Origin of the sequence: Kitasatospora sp. NPDC057595, assembly GCF_042800875.1 — a bacterium.
Classification (GTDB): domain Bacteria; phylum Actinomycetota; class Actinomycetes; order Streptomycetales; family Streptomycetaceae; genus Kitasatospora.
On the sequence record NZ_JBHVGL010000003.1, the window covers coordinates 112,074 to 131,659 of the forward strand.

Annotated in this window: 21 protein-coding genes; 12 read left to right on the plus strand and 9 right to left on the minus strand. The window is 74.1% G+C overall.

Annotated elements, in window-relative coordinates; all coding sequences use genetic code 11:
• Positions 1-4: 4 nt before the first annotated feature.
• From ACFU9E_RS06735 to ACFU9E_RS06770, 8 genes are all read right to left on the minus strand, one after another.
• On the minus strand, positions 5-877 hold the full coding sequence (locus tag ACFU9E_RS06735) for a virginiamycin B lyase (protein ID WP_380714826.1): 873 nt from the start codon (positions 875-877) through the stop codon (positions 5-7).
• Between the two features lie 258 nt (positions 878-1,135).
• Entirely contained in the window at positions 1,136-2,284 is a 1,149-nt protein-coding gene (locus tag ACFU9E_RS06740) for an AI-2E family transporter (RefSeq protein WP_380688147.1), read from the minus strand.
• 134 nt (positions 2,285-2,418) lie between these two features.
• Complete coding sequence (locus ACFU9E_RS06745; protein ID WP_380688149.1) at positions 2,419-2,850, minus strand: hypothetical protein; 432 nt, start codon at positions 2,848-2,850, stop codon at positions 2,419-2,421.
• A 126-nt stretch (positions 2,851-2,976) separates the two neighbouring features.
• On the minus strand, positions 2,977-4,068 hold the full coding sequence (locus ACFU9E_RS06750; RefSeq protein WP_380688151.1) for a winged helix DNA-binding domain-containing protein: 1,092 nt from the start codon (positions 4,066-4,068) through the stop codon (positions 2,977-2,979).
• Positions 4,069-4,097: 29 nt separating this feature from the next.
• Positions 4,098-4,829, minus strand: a complete 732-nt coding sequence (locus ACFU9E_RS06755; RefSeq protein ID WP_380688153.1) for a glycerophosphodiester phosphodiesterase — start codon at positions 4,827-4,829, stop codon at positions 4,098-4,100.
• A gap of 92 nt (positions 4,830-4,921) precedes the next feature.
• Positions 4,922-5,356 carry a hypothetical protein gene (locus ACFU9E_RS06760; protein ID WP_380688155.1) on the minus strand — a complete coding sequence of 145 codons (435 nt, stop codon included), beginning with the start codon at positions 5,354-5,356 and terminating at the stop codon, positions 4,922-4,924.
• Positions 5,357-5,379: 23 nt separating this feature from the next.
• On the minus strand, positions 5,380-5,796 hold the full coding sequence (locus ACFU9E_RS06765; RefSeq protein ID WP_380688157.1) for a molybdopterin-binding protein: 417 nt from the start codon (positions 5,794-5,796) through the stop codon (positions 5,380-5,382).
• A gap of 222 nt (positions 5,797-6,018) precedes the next feature.
• The gene (locus tag ACFU9E_RS06770) at positions 6,019-7,227 is read right to left on the minus strand and encodes an ROK family transcriptional regulator (protein ID WP_380714828.1); all 1,209 of its coding nucleotides are present in this window, start codon (positions 7,225-7,227) and stop codon (positions 6,019-6,021) included.
• Positions 7,228-7,379: 152 nt separating this feature from the next.
• Between ACFU9E_RS06770 and ACFU9E_RS06775 the strand changes: the two genes are divergently transcribed.
• From ACFU9E_RS06775 to ACFU9E_RS06830, 12 genes are all read left to right on the plus strand, one after another.
• Complete coding sequence (locus tag ACFU9E_RS06775) at positions 7,380-8,639, plus strand: MFS transporter (protein ID WP_380690175.1); 1,260 nt, start codon at positions 7,380-7,382, stop codon at positions 8,637-8,639.
• Positions 8,640-8,732: 93 nt separating this feature from the next.
• Positions 8,733-9,530, plus strand: coding sequence for a dienelactone hydrolase family protein (locus ACFU9E_RS06780; protein WP_380714830.1), 798 nt, complete (start codon positions 8,733-8,735; stop codon positions 9,528-9,530).
• The gene (locus ACFU9E_RS06785) at positions 9,527-10,078 is read left to right on the plus strand and encodes an RICIN domain-containing protein (protein WP_380690111.1); all 552 of its coding nucleotides are present in this window, start codon (positions 9,527-9,529) and stop codon (positions 10,076-10,078) included. Before ACFU9E_RS06780 ends, ACFU9E_RS06785 begins: the two co-directional genes overlap by 4 nt.
• A gap of 77 nt (positions 10,079-10,155) precedes the next feature.
• Entirely contained in the window at positions 10,156-10,719 is a 564-nt protein-coding gene (locus ACFU9E_RS06790) for an RICIN domain-containing protein (RefSeq protein WP_380690109.1), read from the plus strand.
• A gap of 67 nt (positions 10,720-10,786) precedes the next feature.
• Positions 10,787-11,323, plus strand: coding sequence for an RICIN domain-containing protein (locus ACFU9E_RS06795; RefSeq protein ID WP_380689272.1), 537 nt, complete (start codon positions 10,787-10,789; stop codon positions 11,321-11,323).
• A 58-nt stretch (positions 11,324-11,381) separates the two neighbouring features.
• Positions 11,382-11,924 carry an RICIN domain-containing protein gene (locus ACFU9E_RS06800; protein WP_380689273.1) on the plus strand — a complete coding sequence of 181 codons (543 nt, stop codon included), beginning with the start codon at positions 11,382-11,384 and terminating at the stop codon, positions 11,922-11,924.
• A 56-nt stretch (positions 11,925-11,980) separates the two neighbouring features.
• A complete protein-coding gene (locus ACFU9E_RS06805) occupies positions 11,981-12,520 on the plus strand; it encodes an RICIN domain-containing protein (RefSeq protein ID WP_380689275.1) in 540 nt (179 codons plus the stop codon).
• A gap of 17 nt (positions 12,521-12,537) precedes the next feature.
• Positions 12,538-13,047, plus strand: a complete 510-nt coding sequence (locus ACFU9E_RS06810) for an RICIN domain-containing protein (RefSeq protein WP_380689276.1) — start codon at positions 12,538-12,540, stop codon at positions 13,045-13,047.
• Between the two features lie 74 nt (positions 13,048-13,121).
• A complete protein-coding gene (locus ACFU9E_RS06815; RefSeq protein WP_380689277.1) occupies positions 13,122-13,835 on the plus strand; it encodes a TVP38/TMEM64 family protein in 714 nt (237 codons plus the stop codon).
• Between the two features lie 353 nt (positions 13,836-14,188).
• Entirely contained in the window at positions 14,189-14,581 is a 393-nt protein-coding gene (locus ACFU9E_RS06820) for a cell division protein SepF (RefSeq protein WP_380689280.1), read from the plus strand.
• A 147-nt stretch (positions 14,582-14,728) separates the two neighbouring features.
• Entirely contained in the window at positions 14,729-15,283 is a 555-nt protein-coding gene (locus ACFU9E_RS06825; RefSeq protein WP_380681020.1) for a TetR/AcrR family transcriptional regulator, read from the plus strand.
• Positions 15,284-15,334: 51 nt separating this feature from the next.
• The gene (locus tag ACFU9E_RS06830; protein ID WP_380681017.1) at positions 15,335-16,912 is read left to right on the plus strand and encodes an MFS transporter; all 1,578 of its coding nucleotides are present in this window, start codon (positions 15,335-15,337) and stop codon (positions 16,910-16,912) included.
• Between the two features lie 90 nt (positions 16,913-17,002).
• Here the strand turns inward: ACFU9E_RS06830 and ACFU9E_RS06835 are convergent, their stop codons facing one another.
• A complete protein-coding gene (locus tag ACFU9E_RS06835; RefSeq protein WP_380681014.1) occupies positions 17,003-19,468 on the minus strand; it encodes a SpoIIE family protein phosphatase in 2,466 nt (821 codons plus the stop codon).
• Positions 19,469-19,586 lie beyond the last annotated feature (118 nt).

Here is a 19,586-nt window from a genome sequence, read left to right on the forward strand (position 1 = left end):
CGCCCTACGGTGCCAGCCGGACGATCTCCCCGATCTCCAGGGCCGCGTGGACGGCGCCGTCCGGGGTGACGGCTATGCCGTGCGGCTCGGCGCCCTCGACCGGCAGCGGGTGGCCCGCGTAGCGGCCGTCGGGGGTGAGGGAGCCGATCCGGCCGGCTCCCCACTCGGTGAACCAGAGCCGACCGTCCGGCCCTGCGGCGATGGCGTGCGGGCGGGCGGCGCGGTCGGGCAGCGGATGCTCCGTCACCTCGCCCGCCACGGTGATCCGGCCGATCCGGCCGGCGCCGATCTCGACGAACCAGAGCGCGTCGCCGCCCCGGGCGATGCCGACCGGGGCGGCGCCCTCGGTGGGCAGCGGGTGCAGGGTGACCTCGCCGTCCACGGTGATCCGGCCGACGGCCCCGCCCTGGTTGAGGGTGAACCAGAGGGCGCCGTCCGGCCCGGCCGTGATCATCGACGGGTAGCCGCCGGAGACCGGCAGCGGATGCTCCGTCACCTCGCCGTCCACGGTGATCCGCCCGATCCGGTCGGCGTTCAGCTCGGTGAACCAGAGCGCCCCGTCGGGACCGGCCGCGATCCCGTACGGACCGCCCTCGGCGGGCAGCGGGTAGCTGCGGGTCTGGCCGTCGACGGTGATCCGGCCGATCCGGTGGTCGCCCGTCCGGGTGAACCAGAGTGCCCCGTCGGGGCCCGCCGTGATCACCGCGGGCGCGCAGCCGGGCGCGTCCAGCCCGTAGCGGGTGACGGTCCCGTCGGCCGCCAGCCGCCCGACCTCCCCGGCGTGCACCAGGGTGAACCACAGCGCGCCGTCCGGCCCGACGGTGAGCCCGTACGGTCCGGCCGCCCCGTCCGACACCACGATCCGTTCCACCGTCATCTCCCCCACCGTCATCCTCCGACCAGCGCCTCTCCTCGGCCGTCCGGCGATTCTCCGCCCCGGCCACGGCACTCTGCCCCACCCGTCCGGCACCGGCAACCGGAATTCCGCGGCGGCGGGCCACCGGTCCGACCGGCGGGCGCGGGCCGCGGCCGCCGGCTCCCCGGGTCCGCGGACGGCGGACCCGGACATCGTCCTCCACGCGGCGCTCTTCGTGCGCGCCGCCGAGTAGACGCTGCGGCGCGGCCGTCCGCTCGCCTACTCCCGAGGCTCCTGAACCGGGCCCGCGAGGGGTTCGGTCCCTCCGCCGTTCCGCTCCCCGCGCCGTCTGCGGCCGGGGTCGCCGCGCAGGACGGAGACGACCCCGAGCCCGGCGGCGCAGACCGGGACGGCCAGCAGGGCGCCGATGATGCCCGCGATCCCGGAGCCCGCCACCACGGCGACCATGATGGTGGCCGGGTGCAGCTCCACCGTCCGGCTCTGGATCAGCGGCTGGAGGACGTTGCCCTCGACGACCTGGACGGCGAGCACCACGCCGAGTGCCCAGAGCGCCGTGCCCACGCCACCGTCGGCGAGGGCGACCAGCACCGCCACCGTGCCGGAGAGGAAGGCGCCGACAAACGGGATGTAGGCGCCCATGAAGACCAGCGCGCCGAGGCCGGGCGCGCCGGGGACTCCGAGGACGAGCAGTCCGACGGTGATGAAGAAGGCGTCGATGAGGGCGATCAGAGTGGTGCCGCGCATGAAGCCGGCCATCGCCTCGAAGGCCCGCTCACCGCAGGCCACCACCGTCTCGGCGGTGCGGTCGGGCAGGTAGGCGCGGATGGTCTCACCGGTGCGGTGGCCGTCGCGCAGGAAGAAGAAGACCAGGGCGAGCGCGAGCACGCCACCGGTGGCGACCTGGGTGGCGAGGCCGAGGCCGGTGAGCACGCTGTCGGTCAGGGTCGTGACGAGCGTGCTGGTCTCACCCTTGGCGTTGTCCAGCACGTGCCGGATCTTCTCGCCGAAGGGGCCGAGCCATTCGGCGAGCCGGTCGCCGGCCTCCTGGAGGGCGGTGGCGATCTGCGGGGCGCTGTGCACCAGGGAGTTGACCAGCAGGGCGATGACCGTGCTGACGGCGGCCACCAGCACGGCGCAGGTGAGTCCGGCGGCGAGCGAGCGGCTGACGCCGCGTCGGACCATCCACGGCATCACCGGCTGGAGCAGCGAGGTGCCGAGCAGCGCCAGGATCACCGGCACGGTGGCGGCGCGCAGTTCGACGAGGGCGAAGACGACGAGCGAGGCGACGGTGATCAGCAGCACCAGCGCCGCGGACCAGGCGGCGGCCGCCCGGACCGGGGCCGGCAGCATCAGATAGGGGCGCCGGTGGTCGGCGGGTGGCCGTTCGGACGGAGTCTGCCCCGGCATCCGTTCCTCCGTCCGGTCGATCGGTCCAGGTCTGCCCCATCTCAGCAGATGATCCGATCATGCGCCTGTTTTATCCCTTTTGGACGGCGCCCGCCCCGGCGGTCACCTCACGACCGGGGCGGGCGCGCCGGCGCTCAGTCGCGGGACTCGAACAGCCAGGCCTGCCGCTGCTCCTGGACCTCCAGCGGCCGCAGTGCGGTGCGCGGCGGGAAGATGTCCAGCACGCTCAGGTCCAGCGCCAGCTCCTGGCCGTCGACCGGACCTCCGGGGACGACGACGTGGAAGGAGGACCGCTCGGCGGCCTGGTAGAGCGCCCATTCGAACGCCTCCTCGGTGCCCCGGACCTGCTGGTTCACCTCCGGCGGACCGTCCAGGCCGACGTAGTCGCCGTGCCGGAGGTTCCTGATGACGATGTTTCCGTTGTCGAGGCCGGCCACCTCCCACTCCTGCTCCCCGGGCTCACCGGTCGAATTCAGGACGACCACGAACTCCTTGGAGGCCTGGAGGGTGAGCAGTTGCTCGGTGAGCTTGGCGATCGCGTAGACGCCATTGTGCACAGGGGCCACGGCCGACTCCACTTCGGTAGGGGTGGGTCGATTCAAGCCAGTCGAACCGGTACGGACACGGAGCACCGCCGCCGACCCACTCCAATGAGTCACGGCGCCCGCACCTGCGTGCGACCATCGAACGCGCTAGCCGGCCTCCTCGAAGCGCACCGGACCGTCGCCGCCCGCGAAGGCGAGCACCCGTTCGGCCTCGGCCAGTGCCGCGTCGCGGTCGGCCCGGCCGAGCGGCGTGAACGGGCGGACCGTCACCGACCGGGCCCCGGCGCCCTCCTCCGACAGCTGCCAGCTCCCGGCAACCAGGCCGTCCACCAGCAGGGTGCCGAGCACGATGCCGTTCTGGGTCATCACCCGCGGCCGGTACTCCTCGGGCAGCACCCGGGTGCGGTCGGCGTGCGAGAGCAGCAGGTTGTCGAACGGAGCGACCAGCCGGACCGCGGCGGGGGTGTCCGGATCGGGACGGGGCGCCTCGGGCAGGTCGTACAGCAGCCGGCCCTGCTCGTCGCGGAAGGTGACCAGGCCCGGGGCGAGCCGCTTCAGCACCGGGGCGAACCGGCTGAGGCCGCACCACTTCTGCAGGTCGGCGGCGGTGGCCGGGCCGAAGGCGGCGAGGTAGCGCAGCGCGAGGGCGTCCGGCGGGGGCACCGGGTCGAGCGGCCGGCCGAGCCAGGCCTCGGCGGTGGTGTGCGCGGCGGGACCGCCACGACCCCACAGACCGCGCGGCGGGACCTGCACCAGCGGCAGCAGGCAGCGCGCGGCCTGGGCGAGCGCGGCCGGATCGCGGTCGGGGCGGGTGGCGGCCAGTTCGGTGCCCAGCCGCAGGAAAGTGCGGGGCTCCGTCTCGACCAGGGCGCGCGCCTCGACGGCCAGCGCGTCGAGGTCGAGGCCGGTCAGCCGCTTGCCGTAGGTGGTGCGCAACTGCTGTTCCAGCAGCGGCTGCAGCAGGGGCCGCAGGGTCAGGCAGTCCTCGGCGGTGACCAGGTGGATGGTGCCGCGCTGGAGGGCGATCCGCACGACCCGTCGGGTCTCGATCAGCCCGGTCAGCGCCTCGGGGGTGAAGCCGTCGAGGCGGGCGAGCAGACCGAGGTAGGGCGGCTGCGGGGCGGCCTGGGCCTGGAGGCCGCCGAGGTGTTCGATCATGTCCGCCGGGGTGGCGGCGCTGCGCTCCAGCAGGTGCTGACGGGCCAGCAGCGCGCGGCCGAGCGCCCGCGGGCCCAGCACCCCACCGTCGTCCCCCCGCGGACCCCCGGTCACCGGCGGCCGTCCAGGACGGAGCGCAGCAGGGCGATCCGGTTGCTGGTGATCGAGTCCACGCCGGCCTCGGTCAGCTTGCGCATGGTGCGGCGCAGGTCGGCGGTCCAGGTGGAGACGGCCAGGCCGGCCTGGTGGGCGGCGGCGGTGAAGGCGGGGGTGGCCAGGCCGAACGGCGGGTTGACGTACCGCGGGCGCAGGTCGTCGAGCAGGGCGCGCACGGGCAGCCGGGGCTGCTTCCAGGTGAGCGCGATCTCGGCGTCGGGGGCGAGCGCCCGGACGGCCAGCATCGCGGCGGTGGGGCCGCAGAAGCCGACCCGCTGCTCGGCGCCGAGGTCGGTGACGACCTCCCAGGTGGCGGCGGCCGGGCCCGCGTCGTCGAGGTCGATGAGGAGCTTGGCGCCGGGCGCGGCGGCGGCGGTGGCCTTGAGCGCCTCGGCGAGGGCGGGCACGCGGTACCGGCCGTCGTCGAAGGCGTCGAGCTGTTCGGCGGTGAGCCGGGCGAGCGGGCGCGGGTCGCCCCAGAGGCGTTCGAGGGTGACGTCGTGCAGCAGGACCGGGACCCGGTCGCGGGTCAGCCGGACGTCCACTTCGACGGCGTCGGCTCCGGCGGCGAACGCGGACTCGACGGAGGGCAGGGTGTTCTCGCGGTGGCGGTACGGGTCGCCGCGGTGGGCGACGGCGAGGACGGGGCGGCGGCGGGCGGCGGAGGCGGTCATCGGTCCGTTCATCGATCCGTTCTTCGGTCCGGTCATCGGTCGAGCGGCGGTCTCGGCGGTCGGCGGGCGGCGGTCTCGGCGAGTGGGCCGGGCGGCGGCCGGGGTCAGCGGAGCTTGCGCGCCAGCCACGGGGTCAGGGTGTACAGGGTGACGGCCTCACGGTAGCTCCGCTCGCCCGGCACGGTGACGATCATGGTGCAGGAGGGCGGGAAGACCCGTTGCTTGAGGTGGACCAGGCCGGTCCAGACCGAGTTCAGGAAGGCCGGGACGCCGTCCCGCGGCACGTCGAAGGCGATGGTGTCGACGGTGACCACGGCCTCGTCGTGGACGAAGAGGCGGACGGTCACCTCGGGCGGTCCGGTGATCTCGACCAGCGCCTCGTGCGGGATCCCGCCCGGTTCGTCGGCGCCGACCAGGCCGGCGAAGGTCTGGTCGCGGCCGATGTCATGGCTGGTCCGCACCGAGTGGCCGTGCCGGGCGGCCATCGCCTCGATGGCGAAGACCGCGCTCTGGGTGGACGGCAGCGCTTCGTGGGGCATCGGTGGTCCCTTCCTCTGGGCGCTCAGCGTCGTTCGATCATCACATTGGTGGACTTGATGACTGCCGTGGCCGCCGCTCCCGGCACCAGCTCCAGCTCCTCCGCCGACTCCCGGCTGATCAGCGACACCACCCGGAACGGCCCGGCCTGGATCTCCACCTGGGCGGCGACGTCGCCGAGCACCACGTCGGTGACGATGCCCGGGAAGCGGTTGCGGGCCGAGGAGGGCCGGCCCTCCTCGGCGGCCGTCTCCGGGCGGGCCAGTTCCCGGGCGAAGGCGGCCAGCTCGGCGCCGGCGATGATGCGGTGGCCGTGCCCGTCGCGCTCGGCGGAAATCCGGCCGGCGTCCACCCAGCGGCGCATGGTGTCGGCGCTCACGCCGAGCAGCGCGGCGGCCTCGCCGATGCGGTACGGGTTGGCCGGTGCCCCGGGCTGGCCCATGGTTGCGACTCCTGACGGTGGTGCGGACGGTCGGCCGGCAAGCGGGAGTCCCTGGTCCGCCCCCGCCCGGTCCCGGCCCGCGGCCCATCCTGCCGTACCGGCCGACCGCCGGTGCACACCCCCGTAGGGGCCTCCTTCGAACTGCCGCCCACCGAGCCGCGTCCCGGCACGCACTCCCCCGGCTCGCGGTCCGGGCCGGGGGCGGGAGTTCGACGACGGCGCCTACGGTTCGCCGAAGAGGTCCCGGCGGACGGCGTCGCCGGCGGTGAGCACGGCGCCGCCGAGCACCGCGCCGCCGCCCGCCTCGCCGGGGCGGACCTCGGTGCGCAGCGGGGAGAGCCCGGCGAGCCGCCGCTCCACCCGGGCCGCGAGTTCGGCGCCGCCGGCCCGGCCGATCTCGCCGCCGAGCACGACGCAGCCGGGGTCGAGCACCACGCAGACCGCGGAGACGCCGAGGGCGATCCGCTCGGCGAGCTCGTCCAGGAACGGCCCGCCCGGCAGCCCGTCGCCGAGGGCGTCGAGGGCCGCGCGGACGGCGGTCTCGGCGGCCGCGGCGTCGTCGGCCGGCCCGGCGGGCAGCCCGTGGGCGCGGGCCAGCGCGCAGACGGCGGCGCTGCCGGCGACGCTGTGGAAGCCGCCCTCGCAGCTGGTCGCGGAGGGCAGGGAGACGGTGCCGGGGACGGGCAGGAAGCAGATCTCACCGGTGCCGCCGCCCGCGCCGCGGCGCAGCTTGCCGTTCAGGACGACGGCCGCGCCCACGCTGTGGCCGAGCCAGACGAGCACGAAGTCGTCCCGGCCGCGGGCGGCGCCGATCCGGTACTCGGCGCGGCCGGCGAGGTTGACCTCGTTCTCCAGGATCACATCGGTGCCGGGCAGCTCGCGCAGGGCGGCGAGCAGGTCGACGTGCCAGGCGGGCAGCACTCCGGTGGACTGCAGCCGGCCGGTGGCCGGGTCGACCAGGCCGGGGGCGCCGACGGCGACGGTGTGCAGGTGCTCGACGCCGGCCCGGCGGGCGGCGTCGAGCAGGGCGGCGACGATCCGGTCGGCGGCGGCGCGGTGGGCGGCGGCGTCCGGCCCCGGCTCGGCGACGGCGACTTCGGCGCCGGCCAGCGTCTGCCCGGCCAGGTCGGCGACCACCAGGGTGACGCCGCCGGAGCGGACGTCGACGGCCCCGAGGTGGGCGCGGGAGGCGACCAGGGCGTAGAGCCGGGCGTTGGGGCCGCGGCGCTGCTCGCCGCGCTCGCCGACGACGGCGACCAGCCCGGTCCGCTGGAGCCGGTCGAGCAGGTCGGCGACCGTGGGGCGGGAGAGCCCGGTGAGATCGCGCAGCTCGGTCGCGGTGAGTGGTCCCTGGTCGAGCAGCAGGTTGAGCGCCAAGCGGTCATTGATCGCCCGGGCGGTGCTCGGCGTGGCCGTGCGCGCGGTGGTCATGGCCGGACATCCTTCCAGAGTGTTTCTATCAGGGTCCCTTCCTGATAATTTATCGAACCGTCGCCGCACTGCCACGTCGACGGGCACCACCGCACCCCCACACCACCCCCAGGGCACCGCCGCGCCGCGCGCGGCCGGGAGGGAAGAACCGGATGACCACCAGCCCGACCACAGGACCACTCTTCGACGACCGGGGCGCCGCACGCCGGGCCCGCATCGCCGTCGCCCTCGTCTTCGCCGTGCACGGCGCCGTCGGCGGCACCTTCGCGAGCCGGATCCCGTGGCTCAAGGACCACCTCGACCTCTCCCCCGGCCAGCTCGGGCTGGCCCTGGTGATGCCGGCCATCGGCTCGTCCCTCGCGATGCCGCTGGCCGGCCGGATCGTGCACCGCTACGGCGGACGGGCCGCGGTGGGCGGACTGCTGGCGCTCTGCTGCCTGATCCTCCCACTGCCCTCACTGGCCCCCTCACTGCCGGTGCTCTGCCTGTTCCTGCTGACCTACGGCGCGGCGGCGGGCATGTCGGACGTCGCGATGAACGCGCAGGGCGTGGAGATCGAGCAGCGGCTCGGCCGCTCCATCATGTCCGGGCTGCACGGGATGTGGAGCGCGGGCTGTCTGGTGGCGGCCGGCGTCGGCATCCTGGCCGCCCATCAGGACTTCGACCCCCGGGTGCAGATCGCCGTCACCGCCGTCGTCCTGCTCGCCCTCACCCAACCGGCCTGCCGCGCGCTGCCGGACCTGCGGGCGCCCGAACAGGCCGAGGCGCCACCGCGGTTCGCGCTGCCGCCGCGCAGTTCCCTGGTGATCGGACTGGTCGGCTTCTGCGCGGTGTTCGCCGAGGGCGCCTCGATGGACTGGAGCGGCGTCTACCTGCGCGACGTCACCGGCGCCTCACCCGCCGTGGCGGCGGCCGCCTACACCGCGTTCTCGCTCACCATGGCGGTCAGCCGGCTGGCCGGTGACGCGGTGATCCGCCGGCTGGGCGCCGTCCGGGCCACCCGGCTGAGCGGTGCGATCGCCACCGCCGGCGGGCTGCTGGTGGTCGCGGCCGACCGCCCCGCGCTCGCCGTCCCCGGCTTCGCCCTGATCGGGATCGGCGTCGCCGTGGTGGTCCCGCTGGCCTTCGCGGCGGCCGGCCGGAGCGGTGGCAACCCCAGCCAGGCCATCGCCGGCGTCGCCACCGTCACCTACACCTCGAGCCTGATCGCCCCGGCGATCGTCGGCGGACTCGCCCAGGCCACCTCGCTGACCGCCTCCTTCGGCGTGGTCACCGCGCTCTCCGTGGCCCTGCTGCTGAGCGCGGGGGCGCTGCGCCGGGCCGAGGGGCAGGCCGCGGACGGCCCCGGCCCGGAAAGCGTGATCACTCCGGAATCAAAGAATGCTTTCGAAAAAAATACCCCTGCGATATGATGGGAAATTCCTCGGGGAATTCTCGCTAACATCTCGAACCGCCGGGCACGCGCACCGCGTGCCCGGCGGTTCCGCTGTTGCGAAGGATTTCCCATGTGCTACGAGGCCGATGCCGCCCCGCCCGTCTTCACCCCCGCCACCCACGCCCTCGCCGAGACCGCCGACCTCACTCTGACCTCGGCCGACGGCACGGCGCTCGGCGCCTTCCTGGCCCGCCCGGAGCACCCGGCCGGGCCGGGCGTGCTCGTGCTGCCGGACAACAAGGGCCTTTCCGATTTCTACCGGCGGACCGCCGTCCGACTCGCCGAGCAGGGATTCCCGGCGCTCGTCGTCGACTATTACGGCCGCACCGCCGGAGCCGAGCCGAAGGACCGCGCGTCGGAATTCGGCGAGCTGCCGAACCTGCTGCCGCACCTGCTCGCCCTCACGCCCGAGGGCCTCGACGCCGACCTCGCCGCGGGCATCGACCGGCTGCGCGCGCTGGGCGCCGCCGAGGTCGTCGCGCTCGGCTTCTGTTTCGGCGGCCGCCAGGCCTTCCGCACCGCCGCACCGCGCTTCGGCCTGGCCGGCGCGGTCGGCTTCTACGGCTACCCCGACACCATCAACGGCGCCCCGGGGCCGACCCAGCTCGCCGCCGGACTGAGCGCGCCGATCCTCGCCTTCTGGGGCGGCGCCGACGAGCACATCCCGCCGAGCGCGGTCGCCGCCTTCGACGCCGCGCTCACCGGAGCCGGCTGTGAACACGAGTTCATGACTTTTCCTCAGGCTCCGCACAACTATTTCGAACTGACGGCTGTCCAACACCGCGACGCCGCAAGGGAGTCCTGGATCCGACTCCTCGGCTTCCTGTCCGAGCGCACCACCCGTCGCACCTCAGGAGGACAACCGTGACCGAAGACGCCCCCGCCCGAAGACGCCGCCTCGGCGCGGCCCTCGGCGCACTCGCCACCGCCGCCGCGGCCGCGCTGGTCTCACCCGGCGCCGCCCATGCCGAGCAGATCCCCCGCTACACCCTGTACTTCGAGCTCCGCAACGCGGCGACCGGCAAGTGCCTGGAGGTCGCCGACTGGCGCAAGGACGACGGCGCCCCCGTCCGCCAGTGGACCTGCCACGGCGGCGCCAACCAGCTGTGGACCGCCAACAGCAACGGCCAGCTCCTCAACGCGGGAAGCAGCTCGTGCCTGGACGTGCCCGGCTCCAGCACCGTGCTGGGTACCCAGCTGGTCATCTGGGGATGCCACTTCCGGCCCTCGGCCGACAACCAGCTCTGGTCCGTCCCCCACGTCAACCGGCCCTCGCCCGACTACGTGGGCAGCGCCTTCGGGGTCCTCGACGTCTACGGCTTCGACCCCTCCGACGGTGCCCCGGTCGTCACCTGGGGGCCCAACGGCGGCGCCAACCAGATCTGGACGGGCCTGGAGACCCGGGTCAACTTCTGACGCCGAACCCTGCCCGATCCCGGTTCCGGCGCCTACGCCGACGACCGGCGACCCCACCAGTAGAGGAGAACCGCACCGTGTCCACCCGCACCACCTCCCCCACCCGCCGTCTCGGCGCCGCGCTCGGCGCGTTCGTCGCCGCGGCAGCGGCCGTCCTGGTCTCACCCGGTGCCGCCCACGCCGGGCGGGTCCACAGATTCTCGCCCTACTTCGAGATCCGCAACGTGGCCACGGGCAAATGCCTTGAGGTCGCCGACTGGAGCACCGCCGACCGCGCGCCCGTCCGCCAGTGGACCTGCACCGGCGGTGCCAACCAGCAGTGGAGCAACAGCAACTACGGCCTCCTGACGAACCTGCACAGCGGCAAGTGCCTGGACGTCCCGTGGGACTCCACCGCGTGGGGCACCCAGCTGATGCAGTGGCCCTGCATCGAACTCGGAACCCCTTACGGCCAGTCCTGGCGGACCCCCGGCGTCGGCCGGCCCTCGCCCAACACCGTGCCCACCCCCCTCGGGCTGGTCCTCGACGTGTACGGCTACGACACCTCCGACGGCGCCCCGGTGGTCACCTGGGGGGCCAACGGCGGCGACAACCAGCTCTGGATCGGGATCGACCCCCAGATCACCCTGCCTTCCTTCTGACAGTGGACCCCGGTGCCGGGACGCGTCGCCGTCCCGGCACCGGGACCGATCACCCCCGAGGAGTCCCATGTCCATCCGCCCCGCCGCCGTCCTGCTCGCCCTCACCGCCGCCCTCGCCCTCGCCGCGCCCGCCGCGCAGGCCGACACCTCCAACCCCACCCCGCCCACCGACCCGTTCGCCATCACGAACCTCGACTCCGGCAAGTGCCTGGAGGTGGCCGACTGGCGCACCGACGACGGCGCCCCCGTCCGCCAGTGGACCTGCACCGGCGGCGCCAACCAGAAGTGGTTCCGGGCCGCCGGCGGCCTGCTGGTCAACGTGAACAGCGGAACGTGCCTGGACATCCCCGGCTACAGCACCGAGCCCGGCACCCAGCCCGTGGTGTGGCGCTGCAACGGCGGCACCAACCAGCAGTGGTCCGAGCAGCTGATGCACTCCGGGACGCGCCGCTACGCCAACGTGAACAGCGCGCTCGTCCTCGACGTCGCCTTCGGCAGCAAGGCCGACGGCGCGCCCGTCATCCAGTGGAACCCGATCGACGTGCCCGTCGCCTACAACCAGATCTGGATCCCCTCGAACTTCACCCCGGGCCCGACCGCCTGACCACCCGCACCCGGCCAGGCCCCGGCCAGGGCCCGCCCACCGACCCGCAGGAGGAACCGTGAGCACCCCTCTCCGCACCCGCGCGGCCCGTCTCGGCGCCGCCACCGCCCTCGCCGCCGCCCTCGCCGCGACGCTGCCCGCCGCACCGGCGGCGGCGGAGGAGAACAGCCCGCAGATCGCGCTCCTCAACGTCGCCAGCGGCAAGTGCCTGGAGATCGCCGACTGGCGCACCGACGACGGCGCCCCCGGCCGCCAGTGGACCTGCACCGGCTACGCCAACCAGAAGTGGCACTGGACCGACGCCGGCCAGCTGGTCAACGTGAACAGCGGCAGATGCCTGGAGATCCCCAAGGCCTCGACCGTCTGGGGCGTCCAGGTCGAGCAGCGGACCTGCAACGGCAACCCCGAGCAGCGGTGGAGCGACGCCAACCGCCTGCCCGACGGCACCCGCCTGATCGTCAACCTCAACAGCGGGCTCCTGCTCGACCTGGCCGGCGGCAGCGCCGCCAACGGAGCCAGGGTCGTCCAGTGGGCCTGGAACGGCGGCAACAACCAGAAGTGGTCCTACGACACGCTCCCCTGGACCGGCCCGCACAGCTGACCGCGCGACCGACCGCGCGGCGATCTTCCCGTCCCGTACGCATCGAGGGGATTCCCATGATCCGTCGTCGCACCACCCGCCGCCTCGGCGCGGCGGCCGCCGTCCTCACCGCCGCCGGAACGCTCGGCCTCGTCACCCCGACCACCGCGCAGGCCGGACCCGACGAGCCGTTCGCACTGATCACCGCCAACCACTCGCCCGTCGAGCAGTGCCTGGACGTCACCGGCCAACGGACCGACCCCGGCGCGCCCGTCGAGCAGTGGCCCTGCAACGGCGGCGACAACCAGAAGTGGTACTGGACCGCCGACCACGAGCTGATCAGCGTGCAGAGCGGCAAGTGCCTGGACATCCCCTTCAGCAGCACCGAGGAGGGCGTGCAGGCCATCATCTGGCCGTGCAACGGCGGCAACAACCAGAAGTGGAGCACCAGCCTGGTCCACCACGTCGGCCTGTACACCCTGACGAACGTCAACAGCGGGCTGCTGCTGGACGTCCGCGCCGAGGACCCGACGCCCGGCACACCGGTGATCCAGTGGCACGGGAACTACGGGCTCAACCAGAAGTGGTTCTACTCGCCCAGGCCGGCCGGCTTCTAGTCACCCGGGAGATCACCGTGCGCACCCACCGCACCACCCCTCGGCGTCTGAGCGCGGCCGCCGCCGTGCTCACCGCCGCCGGCGCGCTCGTCCTCGCCGCGCCCACCGGAGCCCACGCCGAATCGGCCCCGACGACGATCAGCAACATGGCCGGCCGCAAATGCATGGAGGTCGCCGACTGGCGGACCGACGACGGCGCCCCCGTCCGCCAGTGGAGCTGTCACAGCGGCGCCAACCAGCAGTGGATCAGAACCGACTACGGAGAGATCGTCAACGTCCACAGCGGTAAGTGCCTGGACATCCCCAACTACAGCACCACCCCGGGCACCCAGGCCGTCCAGTGGACCTGCAACCGCGGCCTCAACCAGGCGTGGCACGTCTACCCTCGCGGGTGGAAGCCGGAGTTCTACGTGTCGAACCTGTACAGCGGGCTCCACCTCGACCTCTTCGAGGGAAGCACCGCCGACGGCACGCCTATCGGCCAGTGGAAGCTGAACGCCGACCCCAACCAGCGCTGGTACTTCTGACCGGCCCCTCCCCGCGCCCGGTCCGCCCCGCACCCGTGTGCCGGGCGGGCCGGGCGCCCGGTTAGGCTCGGGCCGTGCCCGAACCCGTGACCTCCCCGCCTCCGCCCGGTCCCGCCCCGGCCGACCCGCCGGAGCGTTCGCCGTGGCCGCGGTTCGCCCTGCTGGTGGCGATCCTCGGCGCGGCGACGGCCTCGCTGCTGCTGTGGAGCCCGACCGCCCTGTTCGACGGCAGCCTGTTCACCGGGGCGCCCTGGTACTGGCGCGTTCCGCTGTTCACCGCGGTGTACGCGGTCGGTACGGTGGCCTTCTTCCCCCGGCCGGCCCTGAACGCGGCCGCCGGACTGCTGCTCGGCGTGCAGCAGGGGCTGCTGCTGGCCGTGCTGGGCACCACGCTCGGGGCTGCGGTCGCCTTCGGCCTGGCCCGCTGGCTGGGGCAGGACGCGCTCCGGCGCTTCCTGCGCGGGCGGATGCTGCTGGCGCTCGACCGGCGCTTCACCGACCAGGGGTTCCGCAGCGTCCTGCTGCTCCGGCTCCTCCCCGGCCTGCCGTTCCAGGCGGCCACCTACGGCGCGGCCGTCTCCGGGGTCCGCTTCCCGGCGTTCATCCTCGCGACCGCGCTCGGGGTGGTCCCGGTCACGGCGGTCTACGTCGCCGCGGCGGCCACCGCGCGCGAGCCGGGGTCGACCGGCTTCCTGCTCTCGGCCGGGCTGGTCGGGCTGATCGGCGTCGCGGGCCTGGTCCCGGTGGTCCGGGCGGCCGTCCGGCGGCGGCGCGCGGTCCAGGCCTGAGCGCGGGGCGCCCGGGGCGGCGCGCCGGGCGCGGGACACGCCGATGCGCTCGGCCGGACGGGGCCGTTGTCGGTCCCGTGTGAAATCGTTCCCGCATTGTTGACAGAAGGTCAATTGCCCGGTGGACCCGACCGATATCTTCTACGCGCGCAACCGTACGTCCCTCCGCCGCGTCGCTTCTGGTGCCCGGGTCCGCCCGGGCCGTCGGCACGGCGCGACTCGTACGGACGGCGCGAGCGGGCACGACACCGGTGATCAGTGCGATACTCGGACAGTTCCGACGAGTGGATGACGTGTCAAAAGGGCACGCGCACCGGGGGACCTGTATCGGAACAGAGGCAGGGAGGCGCGGCATGGGAGCACTTCGCGACGAGCACCACAACGGGTGGCTGATGCCCTCCGGGAGCTACCCGGCCGCGGTGTACGAGGACGAGTGGGTCGAGCAGGAGACGGTACCGTCCTCCCCCGCCCCCACGAAGATCGTCTCCCTGCGGCCGACCGGATTCGAGGCGGCCCGCACGGTCGGCGAGCACATCCGGGCGAGCACCCCGGTGGTCATGGACCTCACCGAGATGGAGGAGGCCGAGGCCAAGCGCATGGTCGACTTCGCCTCCGGTCTGATCTTCGGCACCCGCGGCGGCATCGAGCGGATCGCCCGCCGGGTGTTCCTGCTCACCCCGGCGGACGTCGAGGTGATGGTGATCGACCGCCCGCTCGACGACACCGGCTTCTACAACCAGAGCTGACCGGCCGGGACGGGCCGGGACGAGAACCGGGGACGGCAGGCGCCGTCCCCGGTTCTTTGTCGTCCGGCCCCGGTACGGACACGCCTCGAACGAGACGTCCGAATTAATTCTGAGACATCCGCGTCTCATTCGACGTACACTCGTTCCATGGCCACCGACCGTGACTCCGTGCTCGAAGCCGCCGTCGGCGTGCTCTCCCGCCGCCCGACCGCCCACCTCGACGAGATCGCCCGCGCCGCGGGCATCAGCCGCGCCACCCTGCACCGGCTCTTCCCGGGGCGGGAGGCGCTGATCCGCGAGGTCGGCATGCTCGCGCTGCAGCGCCTCGCCTCGGCTTTCGACACCGCCGCCGTCGAGGAGGGCGACGCGCACGACGCGCTGCGCCGGCTCACCGAGGCGGTCGTCCCGGACGCCATGCTCTGCGCCTACCTGACCGGCGAGAGCCAGCTCTACGACGACGAGGCCGTCAACGAGCTCTGGGAGGTCCAGGTCGCCCGGCTGCACGCGCTCTTCCTGCGCGGACAGCAGCAGGGCGTGTTCCGCATCGAGCTCTCCGCGGCCTGGCTCAGCGAGGCGTTCCTGGACCTGCTCGCCGGGATCGGCTGGGCCGTCCAGGACGGCCGGCTGGCCCCGCGCGACGCCACCTTCTCGCTGGCCGAGCTCTTCCTCGGCGGCGCCCTGCGCACCCCGCGCCCGCACTGATCCCCACCCCCGTCCACCGCACCGCGGACCGGAAACCGGATACCGATACCCATGAGCAGCACCGTCCACCTCCAGCCCCGCCAGCGCTGGACCGGCCTCGCCGTCCTCGTCCTGGCCGTCACCCTGGTCGCCGTCGACGCGACCGTCCTGTCGCTGGCCATCCCCTCGATCAGTGAGACCCTGCGCCCCAGCGGCACCCAGCTGCTCTGGATCGGCGACGCCTACTCCTTCGTCCTGGCCGGCCTGCTGGTCTCGATGGGCTCGCTCAGCGACCGGATCGGCCGCAAGCGGCTGCTGCTGGCCGGTGCCACCGCGTTCGGCGCCGCCTCGCTGCTCGCCGCGTACGCGCCCAGCGCCGGCTGGCTGATCCTGGCCCGGGTGCTGCTCGGCGTGGCCGGGGCGACCATCATGCCGTCCACCCTCTCGCTGATCCGCACGCTCTTCCCGGACGACCGCGAGCGGGCCACCGCGATCGGCATCTGGGGGGCCGCCGCGTCCGCCGGTGCCGCGCTCGGTCCGGTGGTCGGCGGCGTGCTGCTGGAGCACTTCTGGTGGGGTTCGGTGTTCCTGCTGAACATCCCGGTGCTGGCGCTGCTGCTGGTCTTCGGCGCCTGGCTGCTGCCGGAGTCCAAGGACCCGAAGCCGGGCCGCTGGGACGTGCTGAGCGTGCTGCTGTCGCTGGCCGGGGTGATCGGTGTGGTCTACGCGATCAAGGAGGCCGCGGCGCACGGTGTCGCCCGCTGGGACGTGCCGGTCGCGGGCCTGCTGGGCGCGCTGGCGCTGATCGTCTTCGTCCGGCGTCAGCTGCGGCTGGAGACCCCGCTGCTGGACGTCCGGCTCTTCCGCAACCGGCGCTTCACGGCCGCCGTGCTGGCCTCGCTGATCGCGCTGGTCGGGCTCTCCGGGGTGGTCTTCGTGACCTCCCAGTACCTCCAGCTGGTCCGTGGTTACCCGCCGCTGAAGGCGGGGCTGGCCGAGCTGCCCGCCTTCGCCGGTGCGATGGCCGGCGGTCTGCTGACCGCCTGGCTGGTGCGCCGCACCGGGGCCCGGGCGGCGCTCACCCTCGGCCTGCTGGTGATGGGCGCCGGGATCGGCATCCTCGGCTGGGTCCAGCAGGACACCACCTACCTGGTGATGGCCGTCGCCTTCCTGCTGGTCGGCACCGCTGAGGGCGTGGTCTACACGCTCGGCGCGGACCTGGTGCTCGGCGCCGCCCCCGCCGACAAGGCGGGCGCCGCCTCGGCGGTCTCCGAGACCGCCTACGAGCTGGGCACCGCACTCGGCATCGCCCTGGTCGGCTCGCTGGTCGGCGCGCTGTACGTGGACCGGCTGGTCGTCCCGGCCGGGACGGACCCGGCGGCGGCCGCGCAGGCCGGGCACTCGCTGGGCGGCGCGGTGGAGGCCGCGCACGGGCTGCCGGACACCCTGGCCGGGCCGCTGCTGGCGAGCGCCAAGGAGTCCTTCGTGCACGGCCTCAACACGGCCGGGATCGTGGCGGGCGTGATGCTGCTGGGCGCGGCGGCACTGGCCTGGCGGCTGCTGCGCGGGCTGAGCGGCGGCACGGCGGCGGAGTCGTCGCAGGAGACGGCCGCGGTCCGGGAGCAGACACCGGAGAAGGCGAGCGCCTGAGACATGACGGTTCCCCGTACCCCCACCGACCGGGGGTGCGGGGAACCGTCATGTCCGCCGGGGCTCGAACGGGTGGCCCGGACGGGCGGCTCAGACGGTGCCGAAGGGCAGTTCCAGCTCCGCCCAGACCACCTTGCCGTCCCGGGTCAGCCGGCTGCCCCAGCGCTGGGCGAGTTCGCTGACCAGGAACATGCCCCGGCCGCCCTCGTCCTGCTCGGCGAAGGGGCGCAGCTGGGGCGTCTGGCCGCCGGCGTCGGCGACCTCCAGGGTGAGCACCCGGTCGCGGAAGAGCCGCAGCCGGCGCGGGGCGTCGGCGTGCAGCAGGGCGTTCGTGACCAGTTCGCTGACCAGCAGCTCGGCGTAGTCGCAGAGCGCGCTCAGGCCCCAGGCGTCGAGCGTGGCGCGGGTGAAGCGGCGGGCCTGGCCGGGCAGCCGGCCGCCGCCGGTGAGCGGGAGGGTGGCGACCCGGTCGGCGGGCAGCGGCAGCACCCTGGCCATGATCATCGCGATGTCGTCGTCACTGCCGCCGCTGACCAGCGCGCCGAGCACGGCGTCGCAGTTCTCCTCCAGGGTCCGGCCGGAGCCGGACAGGGTGCGGGCGAGCAGGTCGATGCCGTCGTCGAGGTCCTGCCCGCGCCGTTCGACCAGGCCGTCGGTGTAGAGGGCGACCATGCCGCCCTCGGGGAGCGCGAACTCGATCGACTCGAAGGCCACCCCGCCGACGCCGAGCGGCACGCCGGGCGGCATCTCGACCCGGCGGGGCGTGCCGTCCGGGGCGACCCAGACGGGCGGCAGGTGGCCGGCCGAGGCGACCTGGAGGGTGCGTTCCAGCGGGTCGTAGACGGCGCAGATACAGGTCGCGAACTGGCCCTCGCCGATGCCCGAGGCGGTCTCGTCCAGCCGGGTGAGCACCTGCTCGGGCGGCATGTCGAGGGTGGCCAGGGTGCGGGCGACGGTGCGCAGCTGGCCCATCGTGGCGGCGGCCCGGATGCCGTGGCCCATGACGTCGCCGACGACCAGCGCGACCCGGCCGCAGGAGAGCGGGACCACGTCGAACCAGTCGCCGCCGACCTCGCTGGTGACGCTGGAGGGCAGGTAGCGGTAGGCGATCTCCAGGCCGAGGGTGCGGTGGATCTCCTGGGGCAGCAGGCTGCGCTGGAGGGTGAGCGCGGTCTCCCGCTCGCGCCGGTAGAGGCGGGCGTTGTCGATGGCGAGGGCGGTGCGGGCGACGAGCTCCTCGGCGAGGGCGACGTCGGCGGAGGTGAACGGCTCGGGGTTGCGCATGCGGATGAACTCGGCGCCGCCGAGCACCATGCCCCGGGCGGTGACCGGCAGCATCAGGTAGGAGTGGATGCCCGCCGCGAGGCCGGGGGCGACCCGGTCCGGGCTGGCGACCAGTCCGCGCAGCACCTCGGCGTCGACGCGGGCGCGCAGCAGCGGCCGGCCGCTGCGCAGGCACTGGTTGTAGCTGCGTTCGGGGGCGTACTCGGAGACCTCGCCGACGACGTCGACGGCGTTCGCGAGCCCGGTCTCGTAGGCCTCGCCGACGGCGAGGGCGCGCAGCTGGACGGGGCGGTCCTCCGGGACGGGGGTGGGTTCGGCGCCGCGCAGCACCGTCTCCAGCAGGTCGACGGTGGCGAAGTCGGCGAACCGGGGGACGACGGCCTCGATGAGCTCCTCGGCGGTGCGCTGGAGGTCGAGGGTGGTGCCGATCCGGGCGGTGGCCTCGGCGATGGTGGCGAGGCGTTCCTGGGCGCGGGCGGCGCGGGCCTCGGCCTGGAAGCGCTCGGTGACGTCGATGATCGAGGAGCAGACGCCGAAGACCCGGCCGGCGGAGTCCTCCAGCCGGAAGTAGGAGGCGGACCAGGCCCGGTCGCGGCGCGGGTCGCCGGGAACGCGGCCGTGCGAGCGGGCGTCGACCACGGGCCGGCCGGTGGTCAGCACCTGCTTCATGAGCTGTTCTATCTCGGTGCTGTTGATGCCGGGCAGGATGCTGCTGATCCGCCGGCCGAGGTGGTCGGCGACGGGCAGGCCGTTCATCCGGGCCAGGGACTCGTTGAGCCGGACGTAGCGCAGCTCGGTGTCGTAGACGGCCATGCCGATCGGGGACTGGCCGAAGATGCCGTCGAGGACGGCGAGGTCGGCCTCGACCCGGTGCAGGGCCGCGGTGTCGGAGGCGGTCGCGAGCACCAGCAGGGTGCCGCCGGGGCCGGCGATCGGGTACGTGCGGAACTCCAGCTCGACGGTGTGGCCGTCGCGGTGGCGCAGCGGGTGGATGCCGGACCAGCCCTTGCCGCCGAGGATGCGCGCGAAGAGTTCGAGGACCTCGGGGCGGTTGTCGTCCTCGGTGAGCAGCCGGGCGGCGTGGCTGCCGACGGCCTCCTCGGCGGTCCAGCCGAGCAGGGCCTCGGCGTCCTCACTCCAGTGCAGGATGCGGCCGTCGTCCTGGAGCAGGGCGGTGGCGAGCGGAAGGAGGCGATGGCCGTCCAGGCGTGCGGGCGTGGCGCCGGCTCCGGGGCCGGTGGCGTTGGTGGCGTCCCACTCGTCTCTCCGCATGATCAGGCTGTACCCCGGTTCGGCTCGTGCCCGGCCGGACGGACCTCGTGGGTCCGTGCGGTCGGGGTTCTTCTCCAGACTGCACGGACATCGGCCGCCCGGCGACCCCTTGGTGAGG

Bases quoted from the DNA above. Each gene is read 5' to 3' on its own strand.
- ACFU9E_RS06835 (WP_380681014.1), bottom strand. From the start codon at position 19,468: ATGCGGAGAGACGAGTGGGACGCCACCAACGCCACCGGCCCCGGAGCC.
- ACFU9E_RS06765 (WP_380688157.1), bottom strand. From the start codon at position 5,796: ATGGGCCAGCCCGGGGCACCGGCCAACCCGTACCGCATCGGCGAGGCC.
- ACFU9E_RS06740 (WP_380688147.1), bottom strand. From the start codon at position 2,284: ATGCCGGGGCAGACTCCGTCCGAACGGCCACCCGCCGACCACCGGCGC.
- ACFU9E_RS06775 (WP_380690175.1), top strand. From the start codon at position 7,380: ATGACCACCAGCCCGACCACAGGACCACTCTTCGACGACCGGGGCGCC.
- ACFU9E_RS06735 (WP_380714826.1), bottom strand. From the start codon at position 877: ATGACGGTGGAACGGATCGTGGTGTCGGACGGGGCGGCCGGACCGTAC.
- ACFU9E_RS06825 (WP_380681020.1), top strand. From the start codon at position 14,729: ATGGCCACCGACCGTGACTCCGTGCTCGAAGCCGCCGTCGGCGTGCTC.
- ACFU9E_RS06770 (WP_380714828.1), bottom strand. From the start codon at position 7,227: ATGACCACCGCGCGCACGGCCACGCCGAGCACCGCCCGGGCGATCAAT.
- ACFU9E_RS06795 (WP_380689272.1), top strand. From the start codon at position 10,787: ATGTCCATCCGCCCCGCCGCCGTCCTGCTCGCCCTCACCGCCGCCCTC.
- ACFU9E_RS06805 (WP_380689275.1), top strand. From the start codon at position 11,981: ATGATCCGTCGTCGCACCACCCGCCGCCTCGGCGCGGCGGCCGCCGTC.
- ACFU9E_RS06780 (WP_380714830.1), top strand. From the start codon at position 8,733: ATGTGCTACGAGGCCGATGCCGCCCCGCCCGTCTTCACCCCCGCCACC.
- ACFU9E_RS06820 (WP_380689280.1), top strand. From the start codon at position 14,189: ATGGGAGCACTTCGCGACGAGCACCACAACGGGTGGCTGATGCCCTCC.
- ACFU9E_RS06760 (WP_380688155.1), bottom strand. From the start codon at position 5,356: ATGCCCCACGAAGCGCTGCCGTCCACCCAGAGCGCGGTCTTCGCCATC.
- ACFU9E_RS06755 (WP_380688153.1), bottom strand. From the start codon at position 4,829: ATGAACGGACCGATGACCGCCTCCGCCGCCCGCCGCCGCCCCGTCCTC.
- ACFU9E_RS06830 (WP_380681017.1), top strand. From the start codon at position 15,335: ATGAGCAGCACCGTCCACCTCCAGCCCCGCCAGCGCTGGACCGGCCTC.